Genomic DNA, 12,996 nt, shown 5'->3' with positions numbered 1-12,996 from the left:
GCCCAAGAAAAAGCCCCTGTCACGTTGCGGTGACAGGGGCTTTTTTGTAAGCGGAAATCAGAATTGCGATTGCAGGTAGTTTTCCAGGCCAATCAGTTTGATCAGGCCCAACTGCTTTTCCAGCCAATAGGTGTGATCTTCTTCGGTGTCGTTCAACTGCACCCGCAGAATCTCCCGCGTGACGAAGTCGCTGTGCTGCTCGCAGAGCTCGATGCCCTTGCAGAGTGCGGCACGAACCTTGTATTCAAGACGAAGATCAGCTGCAAGCATGTCAGGTACGCTGGTGCCCACATCCAGATCGTCGGGACGCATACGCGGCGTGCCTTCGAGCATTAGAATCCGGCGCATCAATGCATCGGCGTGCTGTGCCTCTTCTTCCATCTCATGGTTAATACGCTCGTAGAGTTCGGTAAAACCCCAGTCTTCGTACATACGCGAGTGGATGAAATATTGGTCACGAGCTGCCAGTTCTCCCGTCAGCAACGTGTTGAGGTAATCGATTACGTCGGGGTGACCTTGCATCGCCCTACATCTCCCTGCTTGAAAGCCTGTAGTTTGAACCATCATGACTCGGAGGTCACGGGATCAACGGCATAAAAGTGCAGATTTGCGGAGAAAAGTAGCTGAAATAACGCAAAAACCGCCCAAATGAGGGCGGTTCTGCTTCTCGTTTAGAGTCAGCTAAGCGTTACACCCAGCGCCTTTGCGATTGCTTCTCCATAAGCCGGGTCGGCGTTGTAGAAGTGTTGCAGTTGGACCTGTACCACTGCGCTGGTGACGCCTTCCATCGCACCGGCGATGTTGCTGACCAGCAGAGCTTTCTGGGCATCATCCATCAACCGGTACAGCGCACCTGCATGGCTGTAGTAATCGGTGTCTTCACGTTGATCATACCGGTCTGCTGCACCGTTCAACGGCAGGGGCGGCTCTGCATACTGGGGTGCCTGCTTTGGAGCATCAGCGTAACTGTTAGGCTCATAATTTGGTGCAGCTGCGCCATTGCTACCAAATGCCATGGAGCCGTCACGCTGATAGCTGTTCACCGGGCTTCGCGGGGCGTTCACCGGCAGTTGCTGGTGATTGGTCCCTACGCGATAGCGGTGTGCATCAGCATAGGCAAACACGCGACCTTGCAGCATGCGATCCGGCGACAACCCAACACCAGGCACCATGTTGCTTGGGCCAAATGTAGCCTGCTCGACCTCGGCAAAATAATTCAAGGGATTGCGATTCAGCTCCAACTCGCCGACTTCGATCAGTGGGAACTCCTGCTGCGACCAGGTCTTGGTCACATCGAAGGGGTTCTCATAGTGAGCGGCAGCCTGAGCCTCGGACATGATTTGGATATTGACACTCCATTTCGGAAAGTCGCCGCGCTCAATCGCAGCAAACAGGTCGCGTTGAGCGTAATCAGGATCGGTACCGGCCAAGCGCGCAGCCACATCTGGCGCCAGGTTCTTGATGCCTTGTTTGGTTTTGTAGTGCCACTTCACCCAATGACGCTCACCCTTAGCGTTGATCAGGCTGTAGGTGTGGCTACCAAAGCCGTGCATATGACGGTAGCCGTCGGGGATACCGCGGTCCGAAAACAGAATGGTGATCTGATGCAGCGCCTCGGGCGAGTGTGACCAGAAGTCCCATTTGGCTTGGTTACTGCCAAGGTTGCTCTGCGGCAGTCGCTTCTGGGTGTGGATGAAATCGGGAAATTTGAGCGGATCGCGGATGAAGAATACCGGGGTGTTATTGCCAACGATGTCCCAGTTACCTTCTTCGGTATAGAACTTCAAAGCGAAGCCCCGCGGGTCACGCGCAGTGTCTGCCGAACCACGCTCACCACCCACGGTAGAGAAGCGCAGGAACGTTGGCGTTTGTTTACCAACGGTCTCGAACAACTTGGCACGTGTGTATTGAGTGATGTCGCGTGTAACGGTGAACGTTCCGTAGGCACCTGAACCCTTGGCGTGCACACGACGCTCAGGAATGTTTTCGCGGTTGAAGTGCGCAAGCTTTTCAATCAGATGAAAGTCATCAAGCAGCAACGGGCCGCGCGGGCCAGCAGTGCGGGAGTTCTGGTTGTCAGCAACGGGAGCGCCACTGGCGGTCGTAAGCGTTTTCAGGCTCATGCTCAATCTTCCTCAGGTCAGGCTTAACTGCCGGCTATCGGCTTGGAGGGAGTATTGACCATCAAGATGACACCATCAAATGCATTAAATTATGGGCTTTGATAGAAAATAACTAATTACCCGTCAGGGCGAATAGCGTCTGCTTAAAAGAGAACCGGTAGCGACCCGAATAATATAGATGGCTTTTCTATCGCCCACAAAAAACCGGGCACTAAGGCCCGGTTCTTCGTTACAGCTTGTCGTCTTACTCGGCGCTTACAGCTTCGCCGGCAGTAGCACGATCAACCAACTCAACGTACGCCATAGGCGCGTTGTCACCAGCGCGGAAACCGCACTTGAGGATGCGCAGGTAGCCACCCTCACGGGTAGCGTAACGCTTGCCCAGGTCGTTGAAGAGCTTACCAACGATAGCTTTCGAACGAGTACGGTCGAAAGCCAGACGGCGGTTAGCCAGGCTGTCTGTCTTGGCCAAAGTGATCAGCGGCTCAGCAACGCGACGCAGTTCTTTAGCTTTCGGCAGTGTAGTTTTGATCAGCTCGTGCTCGAACAGCGACACCGCCATGTTTTGAAACATGGCCTTGCGGTGCGAGCTGGTACGGCTCAGGTGACGACCACTTTTACGATGACGCATGGTTCATTCCTTACCAAACTCACGTTCGGTGATTACGACGATCAGGCAGTCGCCTTGTCGTCCTTCTTAAGACTTGCAGGCGGCCAGTTGTCGAGGCGCATGCCGAGGGACAGACCGCGGGAGGCCAGAACGTCCTTGATTTCAGTCAAGGATTTCTTGCCCAGGTTCGGAGTCTTCAACAGTTCTACTTCGGTACGCTGAATCAGGTCACCGATGTAGTAAATGTTTTCCGCCTTAAGGCAGTTAGCCGAACGTACAGTCAGTTCCAGATCGTCAACCGGGCGAAGCAGGATCGGATCGATCTCGTCTTCCTGCTCGATTACCACTGGTTCGCTGTCACCTTTGAGGTCGACGAACGCAGCCAACTGCTGTTGCAGAATGGTTGCAGCGCGGCGAATAGCCTCTTCAGGATCCAGAGTACCGTTGGTTTCCAGATCAATAACCAGCTTGTCCAGGTTAGTACGCTGTTCGACACGGGCGTTTTCCACCACGTATGCGATACGGCGAACCGGGCTGAACGAAGAGTCAAGCTGCAAGCGACCAATGCTGCGGCTTTCGTCTTCATCGCTCTGACGCGAGTCGGCCGGTTCATAACCACGACCACGAGCTACAGTGAGCTTCATGTTCAGGGCGCCGTTAGACGCCAGGTTAGCGATTACGTGATCGGGGTTAACGATCTCGACATCATGATCCAGCTGAATATCGGCAGCGGTAACCACCCCCGAACCCTTCTTCGACAAGGTCAGCGTAACTTCGTCACGGCCGTGCAGCTTGATAGCCAGACCTTTAAGGTTCAACAGGATTTCAATTACGTCTTCCTGTACACCTTCGATGGCGCTGTACTCGTGGAGCACACCGTCAATCTCGGCCTCGACTACTGCACAGCCGGGCATTGAGGACAACAGGATGCGGCGCAGCGCGTTGCCCAGGGTGTGGCCAAAACCACGCTCGAGAGGCTCGAGAGTGATCTTGGCGCGGGTTGGACTGACAACCTGCACATCAATGTGGCGGGGTGTCAGGAACTCATTTACCGAAATCTGCATGGATGCACCTATTTTCTAGCCCTTACTTGGAGTAGAGCTCGACAATCAGGCTTTCGTTGATGTCGGCGGACAGATCACTGCGAGCTGGAACGTTCTTGAAAACGCCCGACTTCTTCTCAGTGTCTACTTCTACCCATTCTACGCGGCCACGTTGGGCACACAGATCGAGAGCTTGGACAATGCGAAGTTGGTTTTTAGCTTTCTCGCGAACTGCGACCACGTCACCAGCACGAACCTGGTAGGACGGAACGTTTACGGTCTGACCGTTAACGCTGATCGACTTGTGCGATACCAGCTGACGGGATTCGGCACGAGTAGAACCAAAGCCCATACGGTATACAACGTTGTCCAGACGGCATTCGAGCAGTTGCAGCAGGTTTTCACCGGTTGCACCTTTCTTGCCAGCAGCTTCTTTGTAGTAGCCGCTGAACTGACGCTCGAGAACGCCGTAGATACGACGGACCTTCTGCTTTTCACGCAGTTGGGTGCCGTAATCGGACTGGCGACCGCGGCGTTGGCCGTGGATACCAGGTGCTGCTTCAATGTTGCACTTCGATTCGATCGCGCGCACGCCGCTCTTCAGGAAGAGATCGGTGCCTTCGCGACGAGCGAGTTTGCATTTTGGACCAATGTAACGAGCCATTCTTTACAATCTCCTGGATTACACGCGGCGCTTCTTCGGCGGACGGCACCCGTTGTGCGGGATTGGCGTCACGTCGGTGATGCTGGCGATCTTATAGCCACAGCCGTTCAAAGCACGGACAGCAGACTCACGACCTGGACCTGGACCTTTGACGTTAACGTCGAGGTTTTTCAGGCCGTATTCCAGCGCAGCTTGACCAGCACGTTCAGCAGCTACTTGAGCAGCAAACGGGGTGGACTTGCGGGAACCGCGGAAACCCGAACCACCGGAGGTAGCCCAAGAAAGCGCGTTACCTTGACGGTCGGTGATGGTCACGATGGTGTTGTTAAAAGATGCATGGATGTGGGCGATGCCATCAACCACTGTCTTTTTAACTTTTTTACGAGGACGAGCAGCAGGTTTTGCCATGATAATTTTCCTGTCGATTCGCTGGGGCGATTACTTGCGGATCGGCTTACGCGGACCTTTACGGGTACGCGCGTTAGTCTTGGTACGCTGACCGCGTACTGGAAGACCACGACGATGACGCAGACCGCGATAGCAACCGAGGTCCATCAAACGCTTGATTTTCATGTTGATTTCGCGACGCAGGTCACCTTCAGTGGTGAACTTCGCCACTTCGCCACGCAGCTGTTCAATCTGCTCGTCGCTCAGATCCTTGATCTTAGCGGCTGGGTTTACCCCAGCAACTGCGCAAATTTTCTGCGCAGTAGTGCGACCAACACCATAGATGTAGGTCAGCGAGATAACAGTGTGCTTGTTATCTGGAATGTTAACGCCTGCAATACGGGCCATTCAGTGGGACTCCAATTGACAGCTACCTACGCCCCGGAAGCCAAGAAATAGGGCGCGAGATAATATCGCTGTAATAACAAATAATCAACCCGGCAGCGCACTAGCTGCCGGGCTTCAAGCGGATCACACTCAGCCTTGGCGCTGTTTGTGACGCGGTTCCGCGCTGCAAATTACTCGAACAACACCTTCGCGGCGAATAATCTTGCAGTTACGGCACAGCTTTTTCACCGATGCACGAACTTTCATCACCAACTCCTCGAACCTTATGGGGTACTCAGCGCAACATGCCGCTGCCGTAGCCCTTCAGGTTGGCTTTCTTCATCAGGGATTCGTACTGGTGCGAAACGAGGTGCGATTGTACTTGGGACATGAAGTCCATCACAACCACGACGACGATCAGCAACGAGGTCCCGCCAAGGTAGAACGGAACGTTTGCTGCAACCACCAGGAACTGGGGCAACAAGCACACGGCCGTCATATATAGAGCACCGAACAGGGTTAAACGGGTCAGAACGCCATCAATGTAGCGTGCAGACTGCTCACCTGGACGAATGCCCGGAATAAAGGCACCGGACTTCTTCAGGTTTTCCGCTACGTCTTTCGGATTGAACATCAACGCCGTATAGAAGAAGCAGAAGAAAATAATCCCTGCACTAAACAGCAGAATATTCAACGGCTGACCAGGAGCGATCGACTGAGAGAGGTCCTGCAGCCAGCCCATATTTTCAGACTGACCAAACCAGGTACCCAACGAAGCCGGAAACAGCAAAATGCTGCTCGCGAAAATTGCCGGAATAACACCGGCCATATTCACTTTCAGCGGCAAGTGGCTGGTCTGCGCGGCAAAAACCTTACGGCCCTGCTGACGCTTGGCGTAGTGAACAGCAATACGACGCTGACCACGCTCAATGAACACCACAAAACCGATAATCGCTACTGCCAGCAAACCGATGGCAACCAAGGCGAAAATGTTGATATCACCCTGACGCGCAGACTCGAAAGACTGCCCTATCGCTCTCGGAAGACCGGCGACGATACCTGCGAAAATCAACATCGAGATACCGTTGCCAACACCACGCTCAGTAATCTGCTCACCCAGCCACATCATGAACATCGCACCAGCCACAAACGTGGATACCGCGACGAAATGGAAGCCAAAGTCACCAGTGAACGCAACGCCCTGCCCGGCCAAGCCAACGGACATGCCGATAGCTTGGACCAGGGCGAGGACGACAGTGCCGTAGCGGGTGTACTGGCTAATCTTGCGACGACCAGCTTCACCTTCCTTCTTCAACTGCTCCAGTTGCGGACTGACGGCGGTCATCAACTGCATGATGATCGATGCCGAGATGTACGGCATGATCCCCAACGCAAAGATGCTCATCCGTTCCAGCGCGCCACCGGAAAACATGTTGAACAAGCTAAGAATGGTCCCCTCATTCTGTCGAAACAGGTCTGCGAGTCGGTCCGGGTTGATACCTGGAACCGGGATGTGTGCGCCTATTCGGTAGACGATAATCGCCAGGAACAGAAAACGCAGACGAGCCCAAAGTTCAGACATACCGCCTTTGCCGAGCGCTGAGAGAGCACCTTGCTTAGCCATTTATTCCTCGAACTTGCCGCCAGCTGCTTCGATAGCCGAACGCGCACCTTTGGTGGCGCCGATTCCCTTGCCGATAGTGACAGCGCGAGTCACTTCACCGGACAACATGATTTTCACACGTTGTACGTTGACGTTGATCACGTTGGCATCTTTCAGGGTCTGCACAGTAACGATGTCGCCTTCCACTTTAGCCAGCTCGGACAGACGCACTTCTGCGCGGTCCATGGCTTTCAGGGATACGAAACCGAACTTAGGCAGGCGACGATGCAGCGGCTGTTGACCGCCTTCAAAGCCTGGAGCAATGGTGCCACCGGAGCGGGAGGTTTGACCTTTGTGGCCACGGCCACCAGTCTTACCCAAACCGCTACCGATACCACGGCCCGGACGATGCTTTTCACGACGGGAACCCGGCGCTGGACTCAGATCATTGAGTTTCATCGATTAACCCTCGACACGCAGCATGTAGTAAGCCTTGTTGATCATCCCGCGATTCTCGGGAGTATCCTGGACTTCTACAGTGTGACCGATGCGACGCAGACCCAAACCCTTAACGCACAATTTGTGGTTAGGGATGCGACCGGTCATGCTTTTGATCAGCGTTACTTTAACGGTAGCCATGATCAGAAGATCTCCTTGACGCTTTTGCCACGCTTGGCGGCAATGGATTCAGGAGATTGCATAGCTTTCAAACCCTTGAAAGTGGCGTGAACCACGTTTACTGGGTTAGTCGAGCCGTAGCACTTGGCCAGAACGTTCTGAACGCCAGCAACTTCGAGAACAGCACGCATAGCGCCGCCAGCGATGATACCGGTACCTTCAGAAGCAGGCTGCATGTACACCTTCGAAGCGCCATGGGCGGATTTCATTGCGTACTGCAGAGTGGTGCCGTTCAGATCAACTTGGATCATGTTGCGACGAGCAGCTTCCATTGCCTTCTGGATCGCAGCAGGCACTTCACGCGACTTGCCACGGCCGAAGCCAACACGCCCTTTACCATCACCCACCACGGTCAACGCGGTGAAAGTGAAGATACGGCCGCCTTTAACGGTTTTGGCTACGCGGTTAACTTGAACCAGCTTCTCAATGTAGCCTTCGTCGCGCTTTTGGTCGTTATTTGACATAACTTAGAACTCCAGCCCAGCTTCACGAGCAGCATCAGCCAGCGCTTTAACGCGGCCATGGTACTTGAAGCCAGAGCGGTCGAAAGCCACTTGCGAGACGCCAGCGGCCTTAGCACGCGTAGCGACCAGCTGGCCAACCTTTGTGGCCGCGTCGATGTTGCCAGTGGCACCATCACGCAGTTCTTTATCCAAAGTCGAGGCACTTGCCAGAACTTTGTTGCCGTCGGCCGAGATGACCTGGGCGTAGATGTGCTGCGACGAGCGGAACACGCAGAGACGCACGACTTCGAGTTCGTGCATTTTCAGGCGTGCTTTGCGAGCGCGACGCAGTCGAGTAACTTTTTTGTCGGTCATTTGCTATGCCCTACTTCTTCTTGGCTTCTTTACGACGGACGACTTCGTCCGCGTAGCGCACACCTTTGCCTTTGTACGGCTCTGGTGGACGGAAGTCGCGGATCTCAGCGGCCACCTGACCTACCAGCTGCTTATCAATACCCTTGATCAGGATATCGGTTTGGCTAGGGGTCTCAGCGGTGATGCCTTCCGGCAGTTCGTAATCCACTGGGTGCGAGAAGCCAAGGGCCAGGTTCAAAACCGTGCCTTTTGCTTGCGCTTTGTAACCAACACCGACCAGCTGGAGCTTACGCTCGAAGCCTTGGCTTACGCCTTGGACCATGTTGTTTACCAACGCACGCGTGGTACCGGCCATTGCGCGAGTTTGTTGATCGCCATTGCGAGCAGCGAAACGCAGCTCACCAGCTTCTTCAACGATCTCAACGGACGAATGGATGTTCAGTTCAAGAGTGCCCTTGGCACCCTTCACCGAAAGCTGTTGGCCTGCGAATTTGACTTCGACACCGGCTGGCAGCTTAACGGGGTTCTTAGCGACGCGAGACATGCTTATCCCCCCTTAGAACACAGTGCAAAGAACTTCGCCGCCGACACCGGCAGCGCGCGCAGCACGATCCGTCATCACACCTTTGTTGGTGGAGACGATAGACACGCCCAGACCGCCACGAACTTTCGGCAGATCTTCAGCGGACTTGTACTGACGCAGGCCTGGACGGCTAACGCGCTTCACTTCCTCGATGACCGAACGGCCTTCGAAGTACTTCAGCTCGATGGACAGCAGTGGTTTGATTTCGCTGCTGATCTGATAACCCGCAATGTAGCCTTCGTCTTTCAGGACTTTGGCAACAGCTACCTTCAACTTGGAAGATGGCATGCTTACGACGGACTTTTCAGCCATCTGGGCATTACGGATACGAGTTAGCATGTCCGCTAACGGGTCCTGCATACTCATGGGCTAGACGCTCCTAATACAAAAAAATTAGCCTTACGGCTACATATGTCGCCGAGAATCTCCGAGCATAGAAAACACGGGCTCAGGCGAGCCGGGTATTCTAGACACACTCCGGAAATGAAACAAGCCCCAAAAGGGGCTTGTTCCAGATTCAAGGTCACCGGTGGTCAGTATCTTTCGATTCAGACCACCTGGACGTTGAAAGTACTTACCAGCTGGCTTTAACCAGACCTGGTACGTCACCACGCATTGCGGCTTCACGCAGCTTGTTACGGCCGAGGCCGAACTTGCGGTAAACGCCGTGCGGACGACCAGTCAGGCGGCAGCGGTTACGCATGCGCGAGGCGCTTGCGTCACGTGGCTGCTTCTGCAGGGCAACTGTAGCTTCCCAACGTGCTTCTGGACTTGCGTTCAGATCAACGATGATTGCTTTCAGTGCTGCACGCTTTTTGGCGTACTTGGCAACCGTGAGCTGACGCTTCAGCTCGCGATTTTTCATGCTCATCTTGGCCATGGTCCTACTCCAATCAGTTGCGGAACGGGAATTTGAAAGCACGCAACAGGGCGCGACCTTCATCATCGTTCTTGGCAGTGGTGGTCAGGGTGATGTCCAGACCGCGGAGAGCATCGATCTTGTCGTAGTCGATTTCCGGGAAGATGATCTGCTCTTTCACGCCCATGCTGTAGTTACCACGACCATCGAAGGACTTGGCATTCAGGCCGCGGAAGTCGCGAACCCGAGGCAGGGAGATCGACAGCAGACGATCCAGGAATTCGTACATACGCTCACGGCGCAGGGTCACTTTGACGCCGATCGGCCAACCTTCACGGACTTTAAAGCCAGCGATGGATTTCCGAGCGTAGGTCACAACGACTTTCTGGCCGGTGATCTTTTCCAGGTCAGCAACAGCGTGCTCGATGACTTTTTTGTCGCCGATCGCTTCGCCCAGACCCATGTTCAGGGTGATTTTGGTAACGCGCGGAACTTCCATCACGTTCCCGAGCTTAAGTTCTTCCTTAAGCTTGGGGGCGATTTCCTTCCGGTAAATCTCTTGTAGTCGTGCCATGGTCTTATCTACCTAGCAGTGTTCAAGCATCAACCGCTTTTTGGGTCGACTTGAAGACACGAATTTTCTTACCGTCTTCTACTTTGAAACCAACACGATCAGCCTTGTTGGTTTCGCCGTTGAAAATGGCGACGTTAGAAGCGTGCAGTGGCGCTTCTTTTTCGACGATACCGCCCTGTACGCCCGACATCGGGTTAGGCTTGGTATGACGCTTGACCAGGTTCAAACCACCAACGACCAGACGGTCATCAGCGAGAACCTTCAGCACCTTACCGCGCTTACCTTTGTCTTTGCCGGCGATCACGATGATCTCGTCGTCACGACGAATCTTTTGCATGTCGGATCTCCTTACAGCACTTCTGGGGCGAGCGAGACGATCTTCATGAACTTCTCAGTACGAAGTTCACGGGTCACTGGCCCAAAGATACGGGTGCCGATCGGCTCTTGCTTGTTGTTCAGAAGAACAGCAGCGTTGCCGTCAAAGCGGATAATGGAGCCATCTGCACGGCGTACGCCGTGACGAGTGCGGACTACAACAGCAGTCATCACTTGGCCTTTTTTCACTTTACCGCGAGGAATTGCTTCCTTGACGGTAACTTTGATGATGTCACCGATACCAGCGTAACGACGATGGGAGCCACCCAGCACCTTGATGCACATAACACGGCGAGCGCCGCTGTTATCGGCCACATCGAGCATGGATTGAGTCTGAATCATATAATTTCTCCGACCCCTAGTCCTTAGACTTCCACAGCGCGTTCGAGAACATCAACCAGCGCCCAAGACTTGGTCTTGGCCATCGGACGAGTTTCACGAATAGTGACTTTGTCGCCGATGTGGCACTGATTGGTTTCGTCGTGCGCGTGCAGCTTAGTCGAACGCTTAACATATTTACCGTAGATCGGGTGCTTAACGCGACGCTCGATCAGAACGGTGATGGTTTTGTCCATCTTGTCGCTGACAACACGGCCAGTCAGCGTACGGACAGTCTTTTCGGCTTCAGCCATGATCACTTACCTGCCTGCTGGTTGAGCACAGTCTTCACGCGAGCAATGTCACGCTTAACTTGCGAGAGCAGATGAGACTGCCCCAACTGGCCAGTTGCTTTCTGCATACGCAGATTGAACTGGTCGCGCAGCAGGCCGAGCAGTTGCTCGTTCAGCTGCTGTGCGGATTTTTCACGAAGTTCATTCGCTTTCATCACATCACCGTCCGTTTAACAAAGGCGGTGGCGAGCGGCAGCTTTGCAGCAGCCAGGGCAAAAGCCTCACGCGCCAGCTCTTCAGTTACACCCTCGATTTCATACAGGACTTTGCCTGGCTGAATCTGGGCTACCCAGTATTCCACGTTACCCTTACCTTTACCCATCCGAACCTCGAGAGGTTTTTTGGAGATCGGCTTGTCCGGGAATACACGGATCCAGATCTTGCCGCCACGTTTAACGTGACGGGTCAGTGCACGACGCGCTGACTCGATCTGACGAGCGGTGAGACGACCACGAGCTACAGACTTCAGCGCGAACTCGCCGAAGCTGACTTTGCTACCGCGCTGAGCCAGACCACGGTTGTGGCCTGTCATCTGCTTGCGGAACTTCGTACGCTTTGGTTGCAACATTTGGCGTACCCCTTACTTAGCAGCTTTTTTACGAGGCGCTGGTGCTTGTGGTTTCAGTTCTTCTTGGCGACCACCAATTACTTCGCCTTTGAAGATCCAAACCTTTACACCGATCACACCATAAGTGGTGTGAGCTTCGTAGTTGGCATAGTCGATGTCGGCACGCAGGGTGTGCAGTGGCACACGACCTTCGCGATACCATTCAGTACGTGCGATTTCAGCACCGCCGAGACGACCGCTCACTTGGATTTTGATGCCTTTGGCACCAATGCGCATGGCGTTCTGTACAGCGCGCTTCATAGCGCGACGGAACATTACGCGACGCTCCAGCTGCTGAGCTACGCTCTGCGCAACCAGCATACCGTCGAGTTCCGGCTTACGGATCTCTTCGATATTGATGTGCACAGGCACACCCATTTGCTTGGTCAGGTCCTGACGCAGTTTCTCAACATCTTCACCTTTCTTCCCGATAACGATACCTGGACGAGCGGTGTGGATGGTGATACGTGCAGTTTGGGCCGGACGATGGATATCGATACGGCTTACGGACGCGCTTTTTAGTTTGTCTTGGAGATACTCACGCACCTTCAGATCAGCGAACAAGTAGTCCGCATAAGTCCGACCGTCTGCGTACCAGACGGAGGTGTGCTCCTTGACGATTCCCAGGCGAATGCCAATGGGATGTACTTTCTGACCCATCTCTTCGACTCCGTTACTTGTCAGCAACCTTGACAGTGATATGGCAAGACCGCTTGACGATGCGATCAGCACGGCCTTTGGCACGTGGCATGATGCGCTTCAGCGAACGCCCTTCGTTGACGAAAACGGTGCTGACCTTCAGGTCATCAACGTCTGCGCCTTCGTTATGCTCGGCGTTGGCTACGGCCGACTCCAGCACTTTCTTCATGATCTCGGCGGCTTTCTTACTGCTGAAAGCCAACAGGTTGAGCGCTTCGCCCACCTTCTTCCCGCGGATCTGGTCGGCGACCAAGCGGGCTTTCTGGGCGGAGATTCGAGCGCCCGACAACTTAGCGGCTACTTCCATTTCCTAAC

Annotated in this window: 24 protein-coding genes; all 24 read right to left on the bottom strand. The window is 54.2% G+C overall.

Annotated features, from left to right (window positions below; genetic code table 11):
* Positions 1-57 precede the first annotated feature (57 nt).
* The 24 genes from bfr to rplV all read right to left on the bottom strand — a co-directional run bounded on the left by bfr (position 58) and on the right by rplV (position 12,988).
* Entirely contained in the window at positions 58-522 is a 465-nt protein-coding gene (gene bfr / locus AB4N98_RS15760) for a bacterioferritin (protein WP_017525959.1), read from the bottom strand.
* A 155-nt stretch (positions 523-677) separates the two neighbouring features.
* On the bottom strand, positions 678-2,123 hold the full coding sequence (locus AB4N98_RS15755) for a catalase (RefSeq protein ID WP_460148774.1): 1,446 nt from the start codon (positions 2,121-2,123) through the stop codon (positions 678-680).
* A 244-nt stretch (positions 2,124-2,367) separates the two neighbouring features.
* Positions 2,368-2,754, bottom strand: a complete 387-nt coding sequence (gene rplQ, locus AB4N98_RS15750) for a 50S ribosomal protein L17 (RefSeq protein ID WP_003176402.1) — start codon at positions 2,752-2,754, stop codon at positions 2,368-2,370.
* Positions 2,755-2,795: 41 nt separating this feature from the next.
* Positions 2,796-3,797 (bottom strand): DNA-directed RNA polymerase subunit alpha, encoded by a 1,002-nt coding sequence (locus AB4N98_RS15745; RefSeq protein WP_003176403.1) that lies wholly within the window; start codon positions 3,795-3,797, stop codon positions 2,796-2,798.
* A gap of 22 nt (positions 3,798-3,819) precedes the next feature.
* Positions 3,820-4,440 (bottom strand): 30S ribosomal protein S4, encoded by a 621-nt coding sequence (gene rpsD / locus AB4N98_RS15740; RefSeq protein WP_003176404.1) that lies wholly within the window; start codon positions 4,438-4,440, stop codon positions 3,820-3,822.
* A gap of 18 nt (positions 4,441-4,458) precedes the next feature.
* The gene (gene rpsK / locus AB4N98_RS15735) at positions 4,459-4,848 is read right to left on the bottom strand and encodes a 30S ribosomal protein S11 (RefSeq protein ID WP_002555466.1); all 390 of its coding nucleotides are present in this window, start codon (positions 4,846-4,848) and stop codon (positions 4,459-4,461) included.
* 30 nt (positions 4,849-4,878) lie between these two features.
* The gene (rpsM, locus tag AB4N98_RS15730; RefSeq protein WP_003194635.1) at positions 4,879-5,235 is read right to left on the bottom strand and encodes a 30S ribosomal protein S13; all 357 of its coding nucleotides are present in this window, start codon (positions 5,233-5,235) and stop codon (positions 4,879-4,881) included.
* A 129-nt stretch (positions 5,236-5,364) separates the two neighbouring features.
* On the bottom strand, positions 5,365-5,481 hold the full coding sequence (gene rpmJ, locus AB4N98_RS15725) for a 50S ribosomal protein L36 (RefSeq protein ID WP_002555468.1): 117 nt from the start codon (positions 5,479-5,481) through the stop codon (positions 5,365-5,367).
* Between the two features lie 28 nt (positions 5,482-5,509).
* Complete coding sequence (secY, locus tag AB4N98_RS15720; protein ID WP_003194637.1) at positions 5,510-6,838, bottom strand: preprotein translocase subunit SecY; 1,329 nt, start codon at positions 6,836-6,838, stop codon at positions 5,510-5,512.
* On the bottom strand, positions 6,839-7,276 hold the full coding sequence (rplO, locus tag AB4N98_RS15715; RefSeq protein WP_003176407.1) for a 50S ribosomal protein L15: 438 nt from the start codon (positions 7,274-7,276) through the stop codon (positions 6,839-6,841). It abuts the gene before it with no gap.
* A gap of 3 nt (positions 7,277-7,279) precedes the next feature.
* Positions 7,280-7,456, bottom strand: coding sequence for a 50S ribosomal protein L30 (gene rpmD / locus AB4N98_RS15710; RefSeq protein ID WP_003176408.1), 177 nt, complete (start codon positions 7,454-7,456; stop codon positions 7,280-7,282).
* A 2-nt stretch (positions 7,457-7,458) separates the two neighbouring features.
* Positions 7,459-7,959, bottom strand: a complete 501-nt coding sequence (gene rpsE, locus AB4N98_RS15705; RefSeq protein WP_003186035.1) for a 30S ribosomal protein S5 — start codon at positions 7,957-7,959, stop codon at positions 7,459-7,461.
* Between the two features lie 3 nt (positions 7,960-7,962).
* Positions 7,963-8,313 carry a 50S ribosomal protein L18 gene (gene rplR, locus AB4N98_RS15700; RefSeq protein ID WP_003186037.1) on the bottom strand — a complete coding sequence of 117 codons (351 nt, stop codon included), beginning with the start codon at positions 8,311-8,313 and terminating at the stop codon, positions 7,963-7,965.
* Positions 8,314-8,323: 10 nt separating this feature from the next.
* Positions 8,324-8,857: a 50S ribosomal protein L6 gene (rplF, locus tag AB4N98_RS15695; RefSeq protein ID WP_003176412.1), complete on the bottom strand. Its 534-nt coding sequence runs from the start codon at positions 8,855-8,857 to the stop codon at positions 8,324-8,326.
* Between the two features lie 12 nt (positions 8,858-8,869).
* The gene (gene rpsH, locus AB4N98_RS15690; RefSeq protein WP_003176413.1) at positions 8,870-9,262 is read right to left on the bottom strand and encodes a 30S ribosomal protein S8; all 393 of its coding nucleotides are present in this window, start codon (positions 9,260-9,262) and stop codon (positions 8,870-8,872) included.
* A 208-nt stretch (positions 9,263-9,470) separates the two neighbouring features.
* On the bottom strand, positions 9,471-9,776 hold the full coding sequence (rpsN, locus tag AB4N98_RS15685; RefSeq protein WP_003176414.1) for a 30S ribosomal protein S14: 306 nt from the start codon (positions 9,774-9,776) through the stop codon (positions 9,471-9,473).
* A gap of 13 nt (positions 9,777-9,789) precedes the next feature.
* On the bottom strand, positions 9,790-10,329 hold the full coding sequence (gene rplE / locus AB4N98_RS15680; protein ID WP_003194642.1) for a 50S ribosomal protein L5: 540 nt from the start codon (positions 10,327-10,329) through the stop codon (positions 9,790-9,792).
* Between the two features lie 22 nt (positions 10,330-10,351).
* On the bottom strand, positions 10,352-10,666 hold the full coding sequence (gene rplX / locus AB4N98_RS15675; RefSeq protein WP_007896770.1) for a 50S ribosomal protein L24: 315 nt from the start codon (positions 10,664-10,666) through the stop codon (positions 10,352-10,354).
* 11 nt (positions 10,667-10,677) lie between these two features.
* Entirely contained in the window at positions 10,678-11,046 is a 369-nt protein-coding gene (gene rplN, locus AB4N98_RS15670; RefSeq protein ID WP_002555479.1) for a 50S ribosomal protein L14, read from the bottom strand.
* A gap of 23 nt (positions 11,047-11,069) precedes the next feature.
* Positions 11,070-11,336, bottom strand: a complete 267-nt coding sequence (gene rpsQ, locus AB4N98_RS15665; protein WP_003194644.1) for a 30S ribosomal protein S17 — start codon at positions 11,334-11,336, stop codon at positions 11,070-11,072.
* 2 nt (positions 11,337-11,338) lie between these two features.
* On the bottom strand, positions 11,339-11,530 hold the full coding sequence (rpmC, locus tag AB4N98_RS15660) for a 50S ribosomal protein L29 (RefSeq protein WP_002555481.1): 192 nt from the start codon (positions 11,528-11,530) through the stop codon (positions 11,339-11,341).
* Positions 11,530-11,943, bottom strand: a complete 414-nt coding sequence (gene rplP / locus AB4N98_RS15655; RefSeq protein WP_003232424.1) for a 50S ribosomal protein L16 — start codon at positions 11,941-11,943, stop codon at positions 11,530-11,532. The genes rpmC and rplP overlap by 1 nt, the downstream gene beginning before the upstream one ends.
* Positions 11,944-11,955: 12 nt before the next feature.
* Entirely contained in the window at positions 11,956-12,642 is a 687-nt protein-coding gene (gene rpsC, locus AB4N98_RS15650; protein WP_003176422.1) for a 30S ribosomal protein S3, read from the bottom strand.
* Positions 12,643-12,655: 13 nt separating this feature from the next.
* Positions 12,656-12,988, bottom strand: coding sequence for a 50S ribosomal protein L22 (rplV, locus tag AB4N98_RS15645; protein WP_003103908.1), 333 nt, complete (start codon positions 12,986-12,988; stop codon positions 12,656-12,658).
* Positions 12,989-12,996 lie beyond the last annotated feature (8 nt).

This window comes from Pseudomonas sp. S3_E10 (assembly GCF_054667615.1).
Note: the sequence above shows the minus strand (reverse complement) of the source record. Positions and strands in the feature narration are given on the sequence as shown.

Coding starts and splice junctions, on each gene's coding strand:
- bfr (WP_017525959.1), bottom strand. CDS start 522: ATGCAAGGTCACCCCGACGTAATCGATTACCTCAACACGTTGCTGACG.
- AB4N98_RS15755 (WP_460148774.1), bottom strand. CDS start 2,123: ATGAGCCTGAAAACGCTTACGACCGCCAGTGGCGCTCCCGTTGCTGAC.
- rplQ (WP_003176402.1), bottom strand. CDS start 2,754: ATGCGTCATCGTAAAAGTGGTCGTCACCTGAGCCGTACCAGCTCGCAC.
- AB4N98_RS15745 (WP_003176403.1), bottom strand. CDS start 3,797: ATGCAGATTTCGGTAAATGAGTTCCTGACACCCCGCCACATTGATGTG.
- rpsD (WP_003176404.1), bottom strand. CDS start 4,440: ATGGCTCGTTACATTGGTCCAAAATGCAAACTCGCTCGTCGCGAAGGC.
- rpsK (WP_002555466.1), bottom strand. CDS start 4,848: ATGGCAAAACCTGCTGCTCGTCCTCGTAAAAAAGTTAAAAAGACAGTG.
- rpsM (WP_003194635.1), bottom strand. CDS start 5,235: ATGGCCCGTATTGCAGGCGTTAACATTCCAGATAACAAGCACACTGTT.
- rpmJ (WP_002555468.1), bottom strand. CDS start 5,481: ATGAAAGTTCGTGCATCGGTGAAAAAGCTGTGCCGTAACTGCAAGATT.
- secY (WP_003194637.1), bottom strand. CDS start 6,838: ATGGCTAAGCAAGGTGCTCTCTCAGCGCTCGGCAAAGGCGGTATGTCT.
- rplO (WP_003176407.1), bottom strand. CDS start 7,276: ATGAAACTCAATGATCTGAGTCCAGCGCCGGGTTCCCGTCGTGAAAAG.
- rpmD (WP_003176408.1), bottom strand. CDS start 7,456: ATGGCTACCGTTAAAGTAACGCTGATCAAAAGCATGACCGGTCGCATC.
- rpsE (WP_003186035.1), bottom strand. CDS start 7,959: ATGTCAAATAACGACCAAAAGCGCGACGAAGGCTACATTGAGAAGCTG.
- rplR (WP_003186037.1), bottom strand. CDS start 8,313: ATGACCGACAAAAAAGTTACTCGACTGCGTCGCGCTCGCAAAGCACGC.
- rplF (WP_003176412.1), bottom strand. CDS start 8,857: ATGTCTCGCGTCGCTAAGAACCCCGTTAAGCTGCCAGCCGGTGTCGAA.
- rpsH (WP_003176413.1), bottom strand. CDS start 9,262: ATGAGTATGCAGGACCCGTTAGCGGACATGCTAACTCGTATCCGTAAT.
- rpsN (WP_003176414.1), bottom strand. CDS start 9,776: ATGGCCAAGATGAGCATGAAAAATCGCGAGCTGAAGCGTCAGCTCACG.
- rplE (WP_003194642.1), bottom strand. CDS start 10,329: ATGGCACGACTACAAGAGATTTACCGGAAGGAAATCGCCCCCAAGCTT.
- rplX (WP_007896770.1), bottom strand. CDS start 10,666: ATGCAAAAGATTCGTCGTGACGACGAGATCATCGTGATCGCCGGCAAA.
- rplN (WP_002555479.1), bottom strand. CDS start 11,046: ATGATTCAGACTCAATCCATGCTCGATGTGGCCGATAACAGCGGCGCT.
- rpsQ (WP_003194644.1), bottom strand. CDS start 11,336: ATGGCTGAAGCCGAAAAGACTGTCCGTACGCTGACTGGCCGTGTTGTC.
- rpmC (WP_002555481.1), bottom strand. CDS start 11,530: ATGAAAGCGAATGAACTTCGTGAAAAATCCGCACAGCAGCTGAACGAG.
- rplP (WP_003232424.1), bottom strand. CDS start 11,943: ATGTTGCAACCAAAGCGTACGAAGTTCCGCAAGCAGATGACAGGCCAC.
- rpsC (WP_003176422.1), bottom strand. CDS start 12,642: ATGGGTCAGAAAGTACATCCCATTGGCATTCGCCTGGGAATCGTCAAG.
- rplV (WP_003103908.1), bottom strand. CDS start 12,988: ATGGAAGTAGCCGCTAAGTTGTCGGGCGCTCGAATCTCCGCCCAGAAA.